A 17,215-nucleotide genomic window follows, 5' to 3' on the forward strand; every position below is an offset into this window, starting at 1 on the left:
AGGGGAAATAATTCTTAATTTGTGGTAGTTTAATCTGGAAATAGTCAGTATTAAGATTAAGGGTAAATGCTAAGAACAAAAGTTGTAAATTTAACTATTGATTCAATGCTACCCTATCTGCGATCGCAATTATTTTCGCTGTCACTTCGGCAAATGCGTTTCCAGAGAAAACATCAGCACTGTTATCAACCGAGCAAAGACTAGACCTCAAATACCAACTCTGGTATACAACAGTGAAGCCCGCCACTACGACCCAAATTAAATGTATAAATTTATACTTTTATTTTAATGTTACTTCTTAAAAAGGGACAGTGACTAAAGAAAGCATAACTGTTAGTGGTAGCGATCGCTTCAAATTCACTACAAAAAATGCTAACGCAGTGAAACTGTTACAAAATATTTATAATTCTAAATATTGCCAATGATTTTCAGAGAACCAGCATATATCACCAAAGGTGGACGTGACCAGTTTTATCGCGGACAAACGTTTGCTTACATCGCTACTAAGGTATGAGGTAGGTACTCAAATGTCCTTGAATAAGTTGCAATGATTCATAGATAATACCAAATATTGCCAAACCAATCAATGTGATGTTTAATTAAGCTTGTTCTTAAATTTAATATTTGATAATGATAACGCGACGTAAATTTATAGCTTTAATTCCTGGTTTTTTAGTAGCTAGTACTAGCAGCATACTTGTAAGTTTAAATCCCAAAAAATATTTAACTAATCGGAAACGAAGTTTACCGTTTTTCTTAGGTTGGTATGACAATATCAATAATATTGATGTACCAATCAAAGCATCTTCTAAAGGAATTGACTTATTAATGCCCTATGTTGAAAAAGAGAGCAAAGCAAAAATCCAGGCATTTTTGGATGCTTCTAAAAAAACACCAATAAAAATCCTGCTTGAGATTCCTCGTATTTTAATCGAATCAGAAAATATTTCTGGAGTGAAAGACTTTATTCGTACTTATAAAAACCATCCTTCCGTTTATGCTTGGTATCTTTATGATGAACCAGAAATAAAAAAACCTAGACCAATTTCTCCAAATTTGTTAAAAAAGGTATACAAAGCTATTAAGGAAGAAGATAAATCAAAGCCAGTGGCATTAGTTTTTACCAAAATAGAAAAAATTGAACCTTACAGCGATGCAATGGATATACTGATGTGGGATTGTTATCCTTGTAAATATGGAGTTGTAGAATTCCAATGGGTATCATTTTACCGAAAAGCACTCTACGAAGTCATTTCCCTTGCTGATGTTAAAAACAAAAAGTTTTGGAACGTAATACAAGCTTATAAAGGAAATCAGACCGATTTTCGATTACCAACAAAGTTAGAATTTCGCTATATGTTTTATTTATCAGTCCTGACAGGGGCTGATGGGTTGCTATTTTGGATACACTATCTCTCTTCACCTTCCTGGAATGAGTCAGTTTTGTATCCTACTATTAAAGAATTCCGAGATTACATTCCTGCAATCGTTAGAGGAGAAGATTTAAGTAATCCAGTACAAGTAAACAACCCAAATATAGAAGTTAAATTATTTCCTATTCCTAATACTACAAAATCTTTAATCATAGCTGTTAATCACACTTCGAGTCAAATAAATTTCGTAGTAAAACTAACTCAGAATTTAGCTGGTAAAATAATTACTTTTAATGAAAAAACTATTAATAACCTATTTCCTAATGCAAGTTTCAGTACTCGTTTAAATCCTTATGAAGTAAAGTTGTATCAAGTAAGATAAGTTAATAAGCTTAGTAACTAAATATAAGACATCTAAACTATTCAAACTTCTTATCCCATATCTCTTAACTCCGAGAAGTGGGGATGAAGAAGTTTGAGCTATGTGGCATAGTTAACTCTATCTTATGTTTAATTGCGTTATCCCACTTAGATATACAGTATGATAAATATTTTTTACGGAGATTAAATAGATATGATATTAAACCACTTTTTATGATGGTAATTAATATCTATAGTTTAAATATAATTAAATAGAAATCTAAGATTTCTATTTAACTAAAAATTAGCCAGCATTTTGATTAAAATTGCTCTGTTTTTTAAATTTTTTGTATCCCCAAACTTGCATTTTATAGGGAAGAATGCGAAATAGTAAAGACATTACTTTGAGAATATTTAATTTTAGTGAAAGAGTATTGTATTGATATCGTGCTTTAATTTGCTGTCCTAAAGCCGCAGACCTTCTACTGATAACGCCTGTATTTCTATAATAAAGTAAAGGTTCAGATAAATTTGAAATACCAACTCTCAATTTCAATGCTCTTGCCCACAATTCTAAATCACATTCAGAACGAAATTTCATGTTATAAAGTCCTGTTTTAGCAAAAACACTACTTCTAAACATCACAGATGGATGTATCAACGGATTTTGATAATGAAACAGTGCATGTATCTCCTGATTACATACAGGCATTATCCTAATTGAGCAATTTTCTCTTGGAAATTCATCCTCAAAGACATAAGCCCAAGTACCTAAGATGTCAATATCTAAGTTATTTTCTAAAAAATCTATTTGTTTACTTAATCGCTCTGGATGTGCAATGTCATCAGAGTCCATTCTTGCGTAGTATGTAGATGAAGAGTTTAATATAGAGATATTAAGTGCATGAGCTAAACCCATGTTTTGAGAAATTAAGAGGTGTTTTATATGAGGATAAGTTGCAGTATATTCATTAACAGTTTCCTCCAAAATTTTTGAAACCAAACCATCCTGAATTAAATGAATTTCCTTTGCTGGTACACTTTGCCATAAGATAGAGTCAATAGCAGCACGAAGATGTGCAATATTGCTACCTTGGTAAAAAGGAATACCCACTGTAATGCTTGCTTGTATGTTGCTAGAAACTGTAGGTACTGTATTCGACATGGATGTATTTCACCTTTGTATATTTCAAAAACAAAAATATGTTTATAAAATTTCTTGCAAGGTTTTTGAAATATAAGCTTCTGAATGATTTTCTTGGAAGTATCTTATTGCATCCCAATAGCGGGTTTCATAATCATTTATGTCCATACTAAATACATCCTGGATACATTTTGACATTGAGCTTTTGTCATTAAAATCAGTAAAAAAGACAAAACTTAGACCTTTTAAATATGAGAAAGTAGAAATATCATTAATAATTAAAAGCTTTCCATAACTCAAAGCTTTCCATAACTCAAAGCCTCTGTCACCACACCACTTTGAGTTGAGAATGAGTAGGGAATCACAACAAAGTGGCTTAAACCAAGTAGGAAACTTTTAGCACTATTTGAAATGAAGCCAGGAAATCTAATTATTAGTTTTTCGTCGTAATTTACTTGTATGTTCCTCTCACTTCCACCACGAATAAATCTCGCTTGTTTTGGGTAATCTGTGTTAATTATACTTGCTAGAGATAAAAATCCTTGAGGGTTTTTATCTCTATCTGCTCGACCTAACAATAAAAAAGTTTTTTCCTTATCCCAACTATACTTTAGTTGTGCTAAATTATTTTGTAAAATATTTTCTGGTATAGAAATAAATGATAAGTTTAACTTGTAAAGCTTATCATTATTAATGAAGTCTTTTGCTTTCAAAACTGCCTCATTGCTAGGCAATAATATTTTATCTCCTATATAGCCAAAAATCAAATGATATAAAAATACAATATCTGCTTTTAAAGGGTTAATTCTTCCTTTTTCAAATTTAGGCTCATGCATTAAATAAAAAACTTTTAATTTCTTATTTAAAAATTTACTAATAGTTTTTAAAATTAAAGCTAATACTAAATAATCTAACTGAATTAAAAAGAAAAATACTGATATTTCTTCTTCCTTATTTATGCTCACGAACTGTTTGATTAATGACCAAACCTCTCGGAAAGTGACGGAATACAAGTATTTTACAGAATAACTAGTTATATCAGAATCAGTATTTAGTGTCATTGCTTTGTAAAAAGATTCTGAGCAATGATGCACTCTGGGATTTTTCGGTCTAAAAAGATATATTATATGCATAATTCACAAATGGATAAAAACGCGGTTATTTAAAAAATATTTGAGATGGCTAAAACTTTAGTAGATATTCGCTAATTTAATCTTTGATTTATTCATTTTTTGATGCAAAAGGTGAATCAATTTTGAGATAGTTCTTAAGTAGAATCAATGCATTTAAAATGCTAATTATCAATTTTTCATGTATTTTATTAGCGTAAATCAAACGTATTTGTGAATGTTCACTAATTCTCTTTTGAGTTTGGCTAGAAATACCTCCAGGTTCGCGTATTGATATTACTGTAGGTAAATAAAAGATTGTTATATTTTTGAGCATTCGTAGAAATAACTCGTAATCCATAGAAATTTTTAGAGATTCATTGTATTTGTAATTCTTATGTAGAGAAGTCTCACAGAAAAATCCCTGGTGTGGTAAAAACATAAAGTATTTTAGAAATTTCGATGAAAGTTGTGGCGGACGATAAAATATGGTTTCTCCAGCAAAACTTGTAGTAACGGTGACACCAATAGCACATTTCCATTTATGTTGCATATAGCTTTGCACAACTTCAGAAATCACTGTTTTGGAAAAGAATACATCTCCCGCGTTTAAGAAGAAAATTAAATCCCCATTACTTTTTTGTAAACCTTTATTAAATGCGCTAGATATCCCATTATCTAGTTCTGACAAATAAATATAATTTTTAGAATGGGTATATGAATCTAAAAATGCTTTACTTCCATCAGCAGAATCTCCGTCAATAACAATATGCTCTATTATTTTATAGTCTTGTTCTTTGACTGATTCTAAGGTTTTTTGTAATCCTTGGTAATTATTTTTGGATATCGTCACTATTGATACTTGGCAATTATTCATATTAGTTATGATAAATTAGGTTTAATATAAACTGATAAAAAAGGTAAAAATATTCACTGATTGGTGTAGTTAGCGGTTCACCATTCCAAAAAGTTAGGTAGCTTTGAGGAAGTGTGATACTAACAAAAAAGTAAATCATCCTGAAAACAATTGCCAATATAAATATAAAAGTATCATAGCTATAGGCACCATTAAGTTTGTCTGAAGAGAGAGCGATAATATAAAAAAAACCAGGGATGCAAAAAAAGATACTGGTAATTCTTAAATTAAATCCATATGTCAAAGACCCAAAATAAAGTAAGAAAAGCAAAAAGAATGTTGTAATCCATCTTATATATCTTCTATTTGTTTTGCTATATACTCTATTTATTTTGTTTATATCAGTTCTCAAGATAAATATAGAGATAATAATATAATCAAGAATAGGACGTATTTGATTTTTAATTTTATCTCCAAAACTGTAGTCATCACCGCCACCGCCATAAATATCGATTCTCTGAGATACAGAACTATCAAAAGATGATAATGAAATTGTTAAATCTAGCAGTGATTTCATTATTACTGATGAAAATAAAAGTATCGCTCCAAAACAAATAATAATACTAAATCTATTATTCAAATATTTAGAAAAGGATTTGAATGGATTTAATGCATTAATAAATTTATACTTGAATAGTCCAGGTAATATGCCAAAAATATACATTAAAGAAGATTTGTGTGTCCAATAGCCGACATATATACAAAGACAAGCAATCACAAAATTATCAACATAAATAGCAGGTATTATAAATATCCATGAATAAATTTGTCTCATCCAAAAGAGTTGAAAATAGTATCCTTGAGTCGTTACATTAATTAATATAATTAATGGATAAAAATCGGGCATAAATAGCATAGAGAAAACGGTGAAAGCCGTATTCATGCTCAAAGATTGAAGGAATAAAAAACTCAGTTGACTAGGCCCTATTAATACACTCAAATATTTAGGCAAAATGAAAGAGACTGGTTCTAGTTCGATATCTGGAATAGTCAACCCTGTTTCTTTCTGAAGCGAAGAATAAATATCAAGATATACAATTGTATCTTGAAATGGCTCAAAGCTAGCTATATATGTAGTAATTGTAAATAAAACTAGTAAGATTGGAAATATATTAAGTATACGTTTTTGGCTTCCTACTATTTTATTTTGGGAAACGTTAATTTGGCAATATACAAGTATAAAAACTACACCTAATAACGGAATAATAGCCCAAATAGCTAGACCAAATATCAAAATAAAATTTTTTAAATTGCCAAACAAAGAAAAAACTTTATGTATTGAATGAATTTTATTTTTTTCTGGGATAAATTTAAGAAGCATAATTTTTAGATATTAGAAGTGGAACATTATCACCTCTATAGACTCAAAACCCTTACACTTTCTCTGGGAGGTTGCTAAACGAATTTGATGAGACTCTGTTACGAAGCTAGTATTTATCAAGCTGCGTAAATTCTAAATCCACAGTGGGGCTTTTTCAACAAGCCCTATATAGTTACTCACTCACTTTTTTTGTATATTCATTGCTTCCTTATAAACCGCAACGTACTGCTGTGCGATCCGAACTGGGTCAAACATATATTCTGCATGACGACGGGCTGCTAAACTAAGAGAATTACTTTCCTTTTGTTGTTGTAGAACCCATTGAATTCCTGTTGCTAAATCTTCTGCTTCGTATGGTTGTGCCAAATAGCCTGACACTTTATGCTGAATTAAATCAGGCATTCCTCCAATTTTGAAAGCAACAGTAGGAGTACCACAAGCTATTGCCTCAATAACTGTATTCGGTAAGTTATCTTGTCTAGAAGGTGCAACAAAGACATCAGCAGCAGAATAGAGTAGAGCCAGAGAAATATCATCAGCAAGATGTCCTGTGTATCGAAGTGGGAAACCCAATTTAGGAACTTGTGGCGGACGTGACTGTCCAAAAATTACTATTTCAATTTCTATATATTTTGACTTTTGATTTTCCAGAAAACTGGTAGCTTGTAATAATAAATCAATACCTTTGCGAGGATCGTTAGTTCCGCCCAAGGCACCAAATAAAATTAACGATCGCTGTTGAGGTAAATTCAAAAGCTGTCGTGCTAATGTTTTTTCAATCGGGCGAAAGCTATCTAAATCTAAGGGATATGGTATTACTGAGACGGGACAATCTGCCATCAATGCACTATTGCGAACGCAATCTGCTAGCCAGTTACTAGGACACACAATATGGAAAGGATATTTCCAGTTACGTTGCTTGCGTTCCCAAGTCCAACGATTTAAATCGAAACCAGACTCGTCTTGTGGACGATTGTCTGCTCGATAACCCTCACGCCAGCGAGCATTAAGTCCATCGTTTGTATAGTGCTCTGCTCCACAAAATGCCCACATATCGTGAAACGTCCACACTATCGGTTTACGAATCTGACCAATTTCACTAATGGATAAAGTCTCTGCACCTACCCAATGAAGATTTATCACATCTGCATCAGAGGCATGGAAAGATTTTACCCAATTAGAAGGAAGAAGTCCAGCCGAATAACGCGTTGGATCGGAACTTTTGATGGTTTTTTTGGCTAATAAACCAATACCTGTGCGAATTTCTGTTGTTATTCTTCCGATTTTTAATGAATTACCTCTAACTGTTGGATCGTCAGAAATTTTTGACAAAACTTGCATTCGAGAGTCTATTTTTGCCTGTAACAAACAACGATGAATCCGGTAAGCTGCACGAGCAGCACCTCCAGATAAATCAGAATAACTAGTATGAATAATTTGCATAAGTAGATTCAATGGTTAAACATTAATAGATCGACAAGTTATTTGAAATTTTTGAATGTTTTTCTGAGCTTTCTCTGGACACGTTTCAAGAGACTTGGCATATAAACATGTTCTCTTGTGAAGCGATCGGCTTGGCGATCTGGGATCGTGAAGGGCGGATGTTGTAATGGAAATTGCACGGCTTGTGTCGGAACATTGGAGCGTGGATCGCCTCGATCTGTTGTATTGGTTCCATCCAGATCGAATCCCAGATTGCTAATCAAATTAACTGTGGGGATAATGCTCAAGGCATTTTGTAACCAGGAACAGAGCATCCATTGATAGTCCCAAGTATCAAAACCATCATAGGTAGATTGAAATTGGTTTTGCCAAAATTGGACTTCTCTGGAATCTCTGAGAATGTCTTGCAGCCAACCCTCGTCACGAATAGTTGACCACTTTTTCATTTCTAGATCGTAATGTTGCCATGCCCTACGCCAGGTTGCCCATCCCCATGTTCGGGTATAAATTGAAAAGTAATAGCTATCCTGAGTCTGCCGATTTCTAGGATTGCCCAAGGGGGTATTATCTCCAGAAATTGTCATAACCCGCTCATCACGACGGTAATACCTCAATAATTCTTCGCAATAGGGAAAAAATGTCGGATGAGGTAAACAGTCGTCTTCCAAAAGAATAGCTTCTTCAACGATGTCAAATACCCAAGAAAAAGCAGTCGCTTCTCGCTGCTTCATCCCCATATTGATGTCAGAATAATTGGTTAAGACTTCGCAGGGCCAGTCAACGCGATCGATTATCGATCGCGTTTCAGCACATTTTTCGGACTCTCCAGCTCGATTTACACGAGGCCCATCCGCTGCAACTAGGAGCATCGGTGGACGCGCTTGGCGAATAGCCTCAAACACTTTTGCGGTTCTATCTGGGCGATTGAAAATGATGAACGCAACTGGAGTTTGCATTTTGACAATACCTTTCTTCCTGAAAGTTGATACAAGAGATGATGCGTTTGTACAGTGCGTAAGTTTTAAAGTCGCCAAACAATAAACAAGTCTGGAAGGATTTTAATGACTGGAGTGACTATCTGATTACTTTCCGCAATTGGTATTATTTAGTTTATTTAACTTCGATAAAATGACAGCGAACGTTTCAATCCAGCTTGGGTAGCAAAGTAAATAAAATATGCCATAACTTTTGGTGAAATACTGCATTTAAACGCCTCCTGAATTTGTGCGATCGCAGCAGGTAGATCGCCAATCATCAGCATATTTTGGGCTGTTCTGAGAGCACAGATTGCCGAGTGTTTTTTATTGGCATCGATCAAGCGATCGACTGTTGATTGTGGCAGATAAGCAGGCAAATAAGACTGTGCAATTTCCAATCCACGGCGTACCTCTTGCATGTTTTTGCCTGTACGCACAGTTTGTCCAGTATTAGATACAGAATGTAGCCGATAAATAGCTAGTGGCTCAACTTCGTACCATACAGGGTATTGTGCGGCAATTCGCACCCACATTTCCCAGTCTTCATAATAAAAACAAAACCGACGATCAAAACTACCTAACTTTTCATATACTTGTCGGCGAACGACAATAGAGGGAGTTTGAATATATTGTTTAACTATAATCTTTTCCAACCAATTATCAATTGTGCCGCTTTGAGGTTGTAATATCTCAGAAAAGTGTCGCCAGTGCCCTGTCTCATCCATAAAGATGTGACGACAAAAAGCGGCTCCTATTTCCGGCTGAGTATCAAATGTTTGTTGCATCTTGCGATAAAAGCCTTCCCGAACGCAATCATCACCATGCAAAAGATGTTTGCCACGCGATCGCTCTAAGCAGGTGGTAAAGTTCTTAACATGTCCAACATTCTCTGGCTGGCGATAAAAACTAACGCGATCGCCTGCTAATTCTTTAACAATAGCTTCAGGATCGTCCTTGGTGGAGTGGTCATCAACCACCTCTATTTGCATTATCTCCGATCCTGGGTCTTGTGATAACACACTCGTCAGTGTTTCACACAAATAGTTTGCACAGTTGTAGGTGGGAATCATTACTGACCAAACAGGATGTGTTGTTCCCTCTGGTACTGGTGAAATTATTGTACGGTAGGGGTATTGTTTATTAATCATACGTTAATTTAGTAATGTTGTTTTTAGGGTCTTGTCTTCTTCAACCAAGTTTTTCCTGTGCGCCAAGGAAGCACAAAAATTAATGCCTGAATTACCTTTAGTGAGTAACTGCACCTTAAAGCTTCTTGAATTTGAGTAATTGCAGCAGTCAAATCACCTATAGCAAATAACCGTGGTGTTATATCGCTAATTGCATAAAGTGCCCAATTTTCTCTTGCTTTTATATACAGCTTGTTGCTAATTGATTTAGGCAAGTAAGGCTGAATAATCTCTATAGCTTGGCGTATATCTCTAACATTTTGACCAGTACGTATAGAGTATCCTGTAAGAGATGATGAATGAATCCTATAAATTGCTAATGGCTCAACTTCGTACCACACTTGGTACTGTGCAGCAATTCTAACCCACATTTCCCAATCTTCTGCAAATTGGGATAAACGACTATCATACCCCCCAAGCTTTTCGTACACATCACGGCGCACAACCATTGACGGCGGTTGTAGGTGATTTATTACAGCAATTTGCTCTAGCCAATTTTCCAAAATTCCACTTTTTATTTGCTGTAATGGGGGTAACCATAACCAGTGCCCATGCTCGTCCATACCGATATAGCGACAAAAGGCAGCTCTAACTTCAGAGTATTTCTCAAAGGATTGCTGCATTTTCTGATAAAAACTGTCTTGTACACAGTCATCACCATGCAGTAGATGAATTAAATGACCACGGGATCTCTGCAAACAGGTGTTAAAGTTTCTGATATGACCTACATTTTCTGGCTGGCGATAAAAACTAACGCGATCGCCTGCTAGTTCTCTAACAACAGCTTCAGGATCATCCTTGGTAGAGTGGTCATCAACTACTTCGATCTGCATAACATCTGCTCCAGGGGCTTGGGCTAATACACTTGCCAGTGTTTCACGCAGATAGTTTGCACAGTTGTACGTGGGAATCATAACAGACCATAAAGGTCGTGTTTCGCTATCGGGCACAGATTGAATAACAGCTCGATAAGGGTGTAGCTCATTCATCATAATTGGCTTTTTGTCAGTTCACTTGTTCAGTTAATTTGTTTGTTTACTGCTGTAATCAAATAATTTCTTTCAGTCATTAATTGGTTTCTCTAAAAAATGCCAAAAAATAGTAGCTAAAATAATCAGATACCGTTTAGGTTGATGAATAAATCTAATCAGACGGTACAAGATAGGATGGCGATAAGGAAACTGCGCTTTTTTGAGCGCTTTCCAAACTTCAGGAACTTTAATTTCTTTCTCAGATAAATAATTCTCTAACCAAGTCAGGTATTTTAAATGACCAATACGGCGTATTTCTACTCCTTTTCCTTGCATATCTGCATGTCGCCAGTAACTATCTGGGTGTATTCGGTACTTATCCCAGCATTCACTGGATACATATACAGGTGCTTTCAGAAAGACCTTGGAGTGAAAGACCATATCTTCATGAGCATTGCGAAAATCCTCTTCAAATCCACCAATATCCTTAAAAACCTGACGACGTATTAGAATGCTACACGTACAAGGATAAATTTCTTTGTTTTGTAAAAACAAGAGAAGCTGTGTTGTTGGTCTAATCAGCGTATCAAATTTGGCACTAGTTATTGTCATCAGGTCATCCTGTCCATTTTCAGAATTCCATGAATTGACGGGATTATTCTCTGTCCAACTGAACCAAAATTGAGTTCTGCCGTAGAGCATTGCTGCTTCGGGATGTGATTCTAAAATAGGTACTTGCTGTTCTAGCTTGTGTGGCAACCAAAGATCATCAGCGTCTAGAAAAGCAATGTACTCTCCTTTGGCGTGGCGAATACCCAAATTGCGCGTTGCACTCATACCGCGATTTTGGTGTCCTTTATGCTCTACATAGCGCACTTTGTCAGGGTATTGCTGGGCATATTGCAAAGCAATGGCTGTACTCTCATCAGTTGAGCCGTCATCTGCTAGCAAAAGTTCCCAATTTTCATAGGTTTGCGCGAAAATGCTTTCTATCGCTTCTTCAAAGAAGTTCTGCTTTTTAGCATTAAAAAAGATGATTATGCAGGATACTAACGGTTTACTATTTATCTGTTCAACCATGAAACCACCTCGATAGTTGCTTGGCAAATTCTTCCCCATTCCAGTTTTCGATCCCGAAGCGAGGTAATTGAAAACTGTCGCTCTGTTGCCAGACAATATCTTTAGTTGTAGTGCAAGCACAGTCAAATCCAACAGTTCGAGCTAGTTCAGCGGTTTTTGTGGTGTAATTGCCAAATGGATAGGAAAAACTCGTCACAGGACGATTGAGCATTTCCTCTAAAGCAGCTTTGCTTTGCTGGATTTCTTGCCTTTGTAATTCTGTTGATTGTGCTGAAAGAAATGGATGGGTGACTGTGTGAGCGCCAATTTCTACTAATTTCCCTTGTCCCAAAGCACAAATCTCTTCAGGTAAAAGGGAGCGGTGAGTCTTGCGTAAAGTAGATTCGGCATTAGCCCAAATTACTAACTCGTCTAGAGCTTTTAAACATTCCCGTTCTGGTAAAGGTAGTAATACTTCCCAAATTGAGTAATAGAAAGACATTCGAGAACCGGGTTTAGCTTCCCAGGCTTTACAAATGCGATCGCTTTGATAGTCTTGTTCAGTGTAATTTGCTGCTTGACCCAATTCCCAGTGATAAAGACTACCACTAATATTTAGAGAAAGCTTCTCAGGTAATTTGCCCGGTCGCAAAAGTAACCTCTCTAACTCGTCCCACCAAAACTCACGCTCTTTTCCGATGTAGCCAGTACTTACGAAAACCGTGGCTGGAATGCTATAGCGCTCAAGTATTGGTTTGGCATAATGGAGATTGTCTGCATAACCATCGTCAAAGGTGACAACCACTGCCCGATCTGGAATTTTGCCATCTTGATGCGCTTGCACGAATTGCTTCAGGCTAATGGGGTTGGTTTTTTTTTGTAAAACTTCTAGTTGCTCGGCAAAGTGTTGGGAAGTTACGCACAGACTCCAGGGGTCTAATTCTGCCTCAGCGACGCGATGATACATCAAAATAAGCCCCTTAGAGGATGCGAAATTTTTCTGGAGCCGTTGAATCGTTCGCTGCAATTTATCACTTCCAAGTATTTTCATTCCATCACCTCAGGTTTCACTGCTCTGACGGTGATAGTTACCTCGTAGCTACGGTCATGATAATCTAGCTTTCCCTTGGGTATATCTTGAACTGCCAATCCTTGAAGAAAAGCTGTGGCCGCCAAAGCATTTCCGTGGGTTTCGACTTGAATATTCTCCTTAGGAAAAACCTCCTCAAACAGTCGCTGTGCAGATAGAGCTGTAAAATTCCAACACCAGCAATTGTTCCATTCCTCATCTTTGAGTGGTGTGATTCCCGGAAAGGTAGCAAGAACGACACCCCCTGGTTTCATAATACGGTAGGTTGTTTTCAGTGCTAGTCGCACTTCGTAAATTAGCTGAAGCGTCTGAACCAGGACAAAGCAGTCGAATGTATTTGATGGGATATGTTCTGCATTTGTTAGGTCTGCGATGATTGTTGCATTGGGGTTATCTTCAACGTGCAATACATCGCTTTTAGTAACGCGATCGCCTCCAAATTTCTGAGTATAAAAGTCATCTCCTATTGCTAATACCCGCCCGCTAATATCATTTGAATGGCTAGCCAAAAAATTCCCAATATAGTAGCGGTCAATTGGCTGTCCTCTCTCAAAACCCCAACCTGAATTTATAGGTTTTAAGCTTTGCAGATCGCCCAAGCGTACCTTACCATATTTATAAGCTTGCAATTGAGACTTGAGCCAGTGGTGGATAGGAGATGGTAATGTCTTTTGGGCGATTAGTTTGAATTGCTCTTTGTTCATGATAAAAAATTATTTAGGACTAAAAATGACAGCTTATAAAGTGCTACGATCGGGTCATCTATTACCCAATTTTCTCATCAGGTTTGTAAAATTATGACCAGTGTTTATCAACTTTTTTAGAATAAAATTTTTATTTTGATTGGGAAGTTCACCCCAAGGAATACAATGCTGTAGATCGGCATAAATTCTTTTATTATTAGTCTTTTTATTCTTTGATTCATCATATTTTTCTTGGACGGAATCGTGGCAAACATTATGACGAATAAGTTGATCTGGGTGGTCAAAAGCAGTAATAAACTCATTCTGTATTTCTACAGCCATTTGCTTTGCCAGTTCAGAACATTCTTTAGCTTTTTTTCGTGCAGCTTCTGTTAGGCAATAATCAAAGGCTTCTTGTAATTTATTGTCAGTTATATTAGTAGATGTAAATGTCATATTCCAGCCAATTTTTTTTGTTTGTTTTTCAATTTTAAAGCTGTCACCTCCTGGGTCAATTGAAATTGTGGGAACTCCATTTTTAAGGGATAAAACTGTTCCATGTAGACGTGTTGTTATCACCATATCCATACGAGCAATAAGTGACTCTATCTCCGCCGAACTGCAAAGTCCAGTTGTATTTGTATCTAGACGAGTATCAATATTTACTATTGCCATTTCTCGCGATTCTACAAGTCTTTGAATCGCAGCATAAGCTCCCTCTTCAAAGGCAGCACCATAAGGCTCTACCAAGCAAATACCTACAACAGGTACTAACTTTTGATGTGTTAGAAAAACCATGTCAGGGCGAACAGATGCAGAACTATCCCGCTCTATCAAAACATCAAAAGGATTCCATTCATTCACTGGCTGAATCATAGTTAAGTTAAGTCCTATCATCCGACAGCCAGAAAAATGTGCTAAAAATTCTTGTGTTTCCTTTGAATCACAAAAAGGTCCGCATACAAAGACGATATGTGAATAGTCTTTAGGATCGGCAAAACGCCAATTAATACCTCCTTGAAATGGAGGATCGAGTGCAAAATCATAGGGGCAGCCAATATCTTCAAGCCAATCACCCACCAGTTCCGCGGCTAGCAAATCACCAGCCGTTGCACTTCCATAGTTAAAAAAGCTGAACCAACCTGCAACTAGCGTTTTCATGTAAATTCTCTCGAAGTCACTTCAAATTAACTAAAATTATGCTTGTCGATCTCTACGACCAACTCATCCTCAACTATTCCAGCAGTAGATTAGATTGTAAAATTGTTAGCTTTGGTAATGACTGACAAGGACTAGCCGCTCGATCTAAATTGAATGGCAGATTGTGGCACGAGCAAACCACACATTCATCCTGTAAATAGCCTGCGATGCGATCGGGTCTGCCCCTTCATGCGGACAATAGCGAGTAAAAATAGCAATTCATGCAGGGACAATCCATCGATGGTGAATACAGACATTGCCGTATCCAACTGTTGGGTTTGCTGGGCGGCCTCGTAAGTTCCCTTGCTCAACATCAAAAAGAGCAGCTCCTTTGACATCATCTTGAAATTCTCCATTGCCCATGATTGCAGCATTGATCCGATAGCGACCAGGCATCAGCAACAGTTCATCAATCTTGCAAATGAACTTGGTCTCTTGCTGCGGATTAATCATATCCTCTTGACTATGCACAGCAGAGTCAAAATATGTGACTGGCTGTCCATATTGGTCGTAAATAGTAAAACAGCATGAAAGTCCCGAAAGAATTCCAGTGATATGGAAGGTGAAAACAGCAGGAAACCCTGTTGCCAAAATTGTAGAGGGATAACTTCCACCAGTCGAAATTCCGATCTGAGAAAGTCGCACATGACCCTTACCCTGGCGATCTGTACGCTTTAAAAGATTCTGGAAAGAGGCTTGTTCAAGGTTTTGGAGGTAAGTGTTAACCGCTACATCTACTGTACCATCAGCTACCACTGTTCCTTGCCTCAGCAAAACCCCACGACTACAAAGTGCCTGAACAGTCCCCAGATTATGACTTACAAATATAACTGTTCGCCCTTCTTTAGCCACATCCTCCATCTTACCCAAACACTTCTTTTGAAACTGCACATCCCCCACCGCTAGCACTTCATCCACAATCAAAATTTCTGGTTCCAAATGCGCCGCCACTGCAAATGCTAGCCGTACGTACATCCCCGAAGAATAGCGCTTAACAGGCGTATCTAAAAACTTTTCAATCTCCGCAAAATCAACAATTTCATCAAATTTGCGCTTAATTTCCTCCCGGCTCATTCCCAGAATGGCACCATTGAGATAAATATTTTCCCGTCCGCTCAACTCTGGATGAAACCCCGTCCCTACCTCTAACAAACTCGCTACCCGTCCCTGAATTTCAATACTTCCCTTTGTTGGTTCTACTATTCGACTTAATATCTTCAACAGCGTCGATTTACCTGCTCCATTTCGCCCAATAATTCCAACCCGATCGCCCTGCTTAATTTCAAACGATACATTCTCCAGTGCCCAAAACTCCTCACGAGAAGGATTTTGGATTTTGGATTTTGGATTTTGGATTTTGCTGAATAAAGACTTTGCCCCGTCCGCCATCACATCGCGCAACGCCTTATAGCGATATTCCTCTTGCTGATGGCTCAACACATATTTTTTACTTAAGTTTTCAACCTTGATTACCGTATCCGACATGAATCCTCCAACCTGTGCTAACAACTCCTGAAACGCTATGTCTAAATAATGTCCGCAAACTTGCGCTCCATCCGACGGAAATAGTAAATTCCAGTAATCAGCACTAATATCACTAACGCCACCGACAAGAGAAATCCTGGTAAATAAATGTCAAAATTTTTACCCAAAATTGCCCACCGGAAACCATCAATTACACCCACCATTGGATTTAATGAGTAAAGTAGTCGCCACTGTTCCGGCACCACACTACTACTAAAACCCACCGGCGAAATATAGAGTCCAAACTGCACAATAAACGGCACAATATATCGGAAATCCCGATATTCCACGTTTAATGCCGCCAGCCATAACCCCGATCCCATCGCCGCCGCAAATGCGATCGCAATAAACAACGGCAGCGTTAAAATTCGCCAATCTGGCACAAAGTTATACCACGCCATAAATCCCAATAGGATGATTGCAGAAATCATAAAATCGACAAAACTCACAATCACTGCACTTGTTGGGACAATCAAACGCGGAAAATAAACCTTAGAAATTAAATTAGAATTACTAATTAAGCTATTACTACACTCACTCAAGGCATTGGAAAAGAACTGCCAAGGTAGCATCGCCGAAAACACGACAATCGGGTAAGGCGCACCCGCCGACGGAGCCTTGAGTAAAACACCAAATACAACCGTAAACACAACTGTCGTTAAAAAAGGTCGCAGCAATGCCCAAGACAGCCCGATCGCCGTTTGCTTATAGCGCACCAAGATGTCTCGCCAAGCCAAGAAGTAAAACAACTCCCGATACTTCCAGATATCCTGCCAGTACTGCTGCTCGGTTTGCCCTGCCTTAATAACTAATTTCTGCCGAGGCTCGAGCGTTTGTTTTCCGATCATGAAAATACCC

The 17,215-nt window shown here is 37.2% G+C and carries 15 protein-coding genes; 1 reads left to right on the forward strand and 14 read right to left on the reverse strand.

What is annotated here, in order from left to right; genetic code table 11:
- Window positions 1-630 precede the first annotated feature (630 nt).
- On the forward strand, window positions 631-1,755 hold the full coding sequence (locus tag RMX89_RS18920) for a glycoside hydrolase family 2 TIM barrel-domain containing protein (protein ID WP_322683848.1): 1,125 nt from the start codon (window positions 631-633) through the stop codon (window positions 1,753-1,755).
- A 282-nt stretch (window positions 1,756-2,037) separates the two neighbouring features.
- On the opposite strand, the gene RMX89_RS18925 is transcribed toward RMX89_RS18920, so the two are convergent.
- From RMX89_RS18925 to RMX89_RS18990, 14 genes are all read right to left on the reverse strand, one after another.
- Window positions 2,038-2,898: a glycosyltransferase gene (locus RMX89_RS18925; RefSeq protein WP_322690013.1), complete on the reverse strand. Its 861-nt coding sequence runs from the start codon at window positions 2,896-2,898 to the stop codon at window positions 2,038-2,040.
- 275 nt (window positions 2,899-3,173) lie between these two features.
- Window positions 3,174-3,842, reverse strand: coding sequence for a hypothetical protein (locus RMX89_RS18930; protein ID WP_322690014.1), 669 nt, complete (start codon window positions 3,840-3,842; stop codon window positions 3,174-3,176).
- A 256-nt stretch (window positions 3,843-4,098) separates the two neighbouring features.
- Window positions 4,099-4,863, reverse strand: a complete 765-nt coding sequence (locus RMX89_RS18935) for a glycosyltransferase family 2 protein (protein ID WP_322690015.1) — start codon at window positions 4,861-4,863, stop codon at window positions 4,099-4,101.
- 1 nt (window position 4,864) lies between these two features.
- Window positions 4,865-6,223: a hypothetical protein gene (locus RMX89_RS18940; RefSeq protein ID WP_322690016.1), complete on the reverse strand. Its 1,359-nt coding sequence runs from the start codon at window positions 6,221-6,223 to the stop codon at window positions 4,865-4,867.
- A 180-nt stretch (window positions 6,224-6,403) separates the two neighbouring features.
- The gene (locus RMX89_RS18945; protein WP_322690017.1) at window positions 6,404-7,666 is read right to left on the reverse strand and encodes a glycosyltransferase family 4 protein; all 1,263 of its coding nucleotides are present in this window, start codon (window positions 7,664-7,666) and stop codon (window positions 6,404-6,406) included.
- A gap of 38 nt (window positions 7,667-7,704) precedes the next feature.
- Entirely contained in the window at window positions 7,705-8,622 is a 918-nt protein-coding gene (locus tag RMX89_RS18950; protein WP_322690018.1) for a glycosyltransferase family 2 protein, read from the reverse strand.
- 158 nt (window positions 8,623-8,780) lie between these two features.
- Window positions 8,781-9,791, reverse strand: a complete 1,011-nt coding sequence (locus RMX89_RS18955) for a glycosyltransferase family 2 protein (protein WP_322690019.1) — start codon at window positions 9,789-9,791, stop codon at window positions 8,781-8,783.
- 23 nt (window positions 9,792-9,814) lie between these two features.
- The gene (locus tag RMX89_RS18960; protein WP_322690020.1) at window positions 9,815-10,822 is read right to left on the reverse strand and encodes a glycosyltransferase family 2 protein; all 1,008 of its coding nucleotides are present in this window, start codon (window positions 10,820-10,822) and stop codon (window positions 9,815-9,817) included.
- 69 nt (window positions 10,823-10,891) lie between these two features.
- Window positions 10,892-11,881: a glycosyltransferase family A protein gene (locus tag RMX89_RS18965; RefSeq protein WP_322690021.1), complete on the reverse strand. Its 990-nt coding sequence runs from the start codon at window positions 11,879-11,881 to the stop codon at window positions 10,892-10,894.
- Entirely contained in the window at window positions 11,874-12,911 is a 1,038-nt protein-coding gene (locus RMX89_RS18970) for a polysaccharide deacetylase family protein (RefSeq protein ID WP_322690022.1), read from the reverse strand. The genes RMX89_RS18965 and RMX89_RS18970 overlap by 8 nt, the downstream gene beginning before the upstream one ends.
- A complete protein-coding gene (locus tag RMX89_RS18975; RefSeq protein ID WP_322690023.1) occupies window positions 12,908-13,654 on the reverse strand; it encodes a methyltransferase domain-containing protein in 747 nt (248 codons plus the stop codon). Before RMX89_RS18975 ends, RMX89_RS18970 begins: the two co-directional genes overlap by 4 nt.
- A gap of 54 nt (window positions 13,655-13,708) precedes the next feature.
- A complete protein-coding gene (locus RMX89_RS18980) occupies window positions 13,709-14,794 on the reverse strand; it encodes a polysaccharide pyruvyl transferase family protein (RefSeq protein ID WP_322690024.1) in 1,086 nt (361 codons plus the stop codon).
- A gap of 258 nt (window positions 14,795-15,052) precedes the next feature.
- Window positions 15,053-16,318 carry an ABC transporter ATP-binding protein gene (locus RMX89_RS18985; protein WP_322690025.1) on the reverse strand — a complete coding sequence of 422 codons (1,266 nt, stop codon included), beginning with the start codon at window positions 16,316-16,318 and terminating at the stop codon, window positions 15,053-15,055.
- 41 nt (window positions 16,319-16,359) lie between these two features.
- Window positions 16,360-17,205, reverse strand: coding sequence for an ABC transporter permease (locus RMX89_RS18990; RefSeq protein ID WP_322690026.1), 846 nt, complete (start codon window positions 17,203-17,205; stop codon window positions 16,360-16,362).
- Window positions 17,206-17,215 lie beyond the last annotated feature (10 nt).

The sequence above is a fragment of the Nostoc sp. DedSLP04 genome (genome assembly GCF_034530775.1).
In the GTDB taxonomy this organism is placed as follows: Bacteria; Cyanobacteriota; Cyanobacteriia; order Cyanobacteriales; family Nostocaceae; genus Nostoc.

Bases quoted from the DNA above. Each gene is read 5' to 3' on its own strand.
- RMX89_RS18980 (WP_322690024.1), bottom strand. From the start codon at position 14,794: ATGAAAACGCTAGTTGCAGGTTGGTTCAGCTTTTTTAACTATGGAAGT.
- RMX89_RS18985 (WP_322690025.1), bottom strand. From the start codon at position 16,318: ATGTCGGATACGGTAATCAAGGTTGAAAACTTAAGTAAAAAATATGTG.
- RMX89_RS18990 (WP_322690026.1), bottom strand. From the start codon at position 17,205: ATGATCGGAAAACAAACGCTCGAGCCTCGGCAGAAATTAGTTATTAAG.
- RMX89_RS18955 (WP_322690019.1), bottom strand. From the start codon at position 9,791: ATGATTAATAAACAATACCCCTACCGTACAATAATTTCACCAGTACCA.
- RMX89_RS18975 (WP_322690023.1), bottom strand. From the start codon at position 13,654: ATGAACAAAGAGCAATTCAAACTAATCGCCCAAAAGACATTACCATCT.
- RMX89_RS18945 (WP_322690017.1), bottom strand. From the start codon at position 7,666: ATGCAAATTATTCATACTAGTTATTCTGATTTATCTGGAGGTGCTGCT.
- RMX89_RS18925 (WP_322690013.1), bottom strand. From the start codon at position 2,898: ATGTCGAATACAGTACCTACAGTTTCTAGCAACATACAAGCAAGCATT.
- RMX89_RS18940 (WP_322690016.1), bottom strand. From the start codon at position 6,223: ATGCTTCTTAAATTTATCCCAGAAAAAAATAAAATTCATTCAATACAT.
- RMX89_RS18960 (WP_322690020.1), bottom strand. From the start codon at position 10,822: ATGATGAATGAGCTACACCCTTATCGAGCTGTTATTCAATCTGTGCCC.
- RMX89_RS18950 (WP_322690018.1), bottom strand. From the start codon at position 8,622: ATGCAAACTCCAGTTGCGTTCATCATTTTCAATCGCCCAGATAGAACC.
- RMX89_RS18920 (WP_322683848.1), top strand. From the start codon at position 631: ATGATAACGCGACGTAAATTTATAGCTTTAATTCCTGGTTTTTTAGTA.
- RMX89_RS18965 (WP_322690021.1), bottom strand. From the start codon at position 11,881: ATGGTTGAACAGATAAATAGTAAACCGTTAGTATCCTGCATAATCATC.
- RMX89_RS18935 (WP_322690015.1), bottom strand. From the start codon at position 4,863: ATGAATAATTGCCAAGTATCAATAGTGACGATATCCAAAAATAATTAC.
- RMX89_RS18970 (WP_322690022.1), bottom strand. From the start codon at position 12,911: ATGAAAATACTTGGAAGTGATAAATTGCAGCGAACGATTCAACGGCTC.